The organism is Dietzia sp. SYD-A1, assembly GCF_015356725.1.
In the GTDB taxonomy this organism is placed as follows: Bacteria; Actinomycetota; Actinomycetes; order Mycobacteriales; family Mycobacteriaceae; genus Dietzia.
In genome coordinates this window covers 1-1,481 of sequence record NZ_JADDKI010000475.1, presented here as the reverse complement: position 1 = coordinate 1,481, position 1,481 = coordinate 1, and the positions used below count along the sequence as shown (strand labels likewise).

Annotated in this window: 2 protein-coding genes; both read left to right on the top strand. The window is 70.3% G+C overall.

Annotated features, from left to right (window positions below):
* Window positions 1–548 (top strand): ABC transporter permease (locus tag IY392_RS15825; protein ID WP_194861727.1); only part of this gene is annotated, 548 nt, incomplete at its 5' end.
* A gap of 91 nt (window positions 549–639) precedes the next feature.
* A complete protein-coding gene (locus tag IY392_RS15820) occupies window positions 640–1,431 on the top strand; it encodes an ABC transporter permease (RefSeq protein WP_107758293.1) in 792 nt (263 codons plus the stop codon).
* The last annotated feature ends 50 nt before the right edge of the window (window positions 1,432–1,481 follow it).

Sequence of the window (1,481 nt, the reverse complement as noted above, 5' to 3'; positions counted from 1 at the left end):
GGTATGCGGGGGCCGTGGTGGCCTTCGTCGTGGTGGGGCAGGCGTCGGCGTTGGTCTGCGCGCTCATGCTGGCCGGGGTGGGTGGCTCGGCCATCTGCGCGGACCTGGGCTCCCGCACCATCCGCGAGGAGGTCGAGGCCATGGAGGTGATGGGGCTCGACGTGATCGAGCGACTGGTGGTGCCCCGCGTCCTCGCCACCGTGCTGGTCTCCCTGGTGTTGTGCGCCCTGGTCACCGCGATGGGTGTGACCGCGTGCCTGATCTATCAGGTGTACGGCCAGGGGGAGTCGGCCGGGGCGTTCCTGTCCACGCTCAGCGCGTACGGCCGCCCGTCCGACCTGTGGATGGCGATGGCCAAGTCGGTCGCGTTCGCGGTGGTCTCGGCCCTGATCGCGACGTTCAAGGGGCTGCACGCCAGCGGCGGGTCGAGCGGTGTCGCGGACGCGGTCAACGAGACGGTGGTCCTGGCCTTCGTCACCGTGTTCGTGATCAACACCGTCCTGTCGGCGGTCTACGGGCTCGTCGTGCCGTCGGTGGGGAAGTACTGACGTGACCTCGCTCCGGGTGACGGACACCAGCGCCGTGCAGAAGTTCCGGGCGTCCCGGCCCGCCGCGGTCCTGGCCCGGGCCGCGTCGGCGATGGCGGAGGTCGGCCGCCACGTGAGCTTCGCGGGCCGGGTGATCCTCACGCTGCCCACCGCGCTGGTGCGGTACCGCAAACAGGTCGTCAACGAGGTCGTCGACGTGGGCTTCGGCTCCAAATCGCTGATCGCGGGCGGCGGCACCATCGGGATCGTCCTGGCGATGTCCGCGGTCGCGGCGATCATGGTGGGCGTCGAGACCTACCGCGGTCTGGATCTGATCGGCATGACCAGTCTGTCCGGGATGCTCTCGGCGATGGCCAACACGCGCGAACTCGCGCCCGTCGTGGCCTCCATCGCCCTGGCCGCCAAGGTGGGCACCGGTTTCACCGCCCGGCTGGGGTCGATGCGGATCTCCGACGAGATCGACGCCCTCGACGCGATGTCCGTGCCGACCGTCCCCTACCTGGCCGGGACGCGGGTCATCGCCACGATGATCTGCATCGTGCCGCTGTACGCCGTCGGGCTGGTGGCGACGTACATCGCCACGCGGGTGGTGGTGGTCCACGTCAACGGCGGTTCGGCGGGCACCTACGACTACTTCTTCCACATCACCCTGGGGCCCGAGGACGTCCTCTACTCGCTGATCAAGGCCGTGGTGTTCGCCCTGGTGATCGTGCTCGTGCACTGCAGCTACGGGTACCACGCGACGGGCGGGCCCGAGGGTGTCGGGCGGGCCGCAGGCCGTGCGCTGCGGACCAGCATCCTCCTCATCGGGTTCATCGACATCGTGCTCACCTTCGCCCTGTGGGGCCTGGTGCCCGAGGTCCCGGCGTTGGGGATCACGTGAGGCGGCGCGTGGCGGGACCGACGCCCGAGCGGACCCTGGCGGTCCGCGGG

Excerpts from the sequence above, each read along its gene's own strand:
- IY392_RS15820 (WP_107758293.1), top strand. The coding sequence starts at position 640 with ATGGCGGAGGTCGGCCGCCACGTGAGCTTCGCGGGCCGGGTGATCCTC.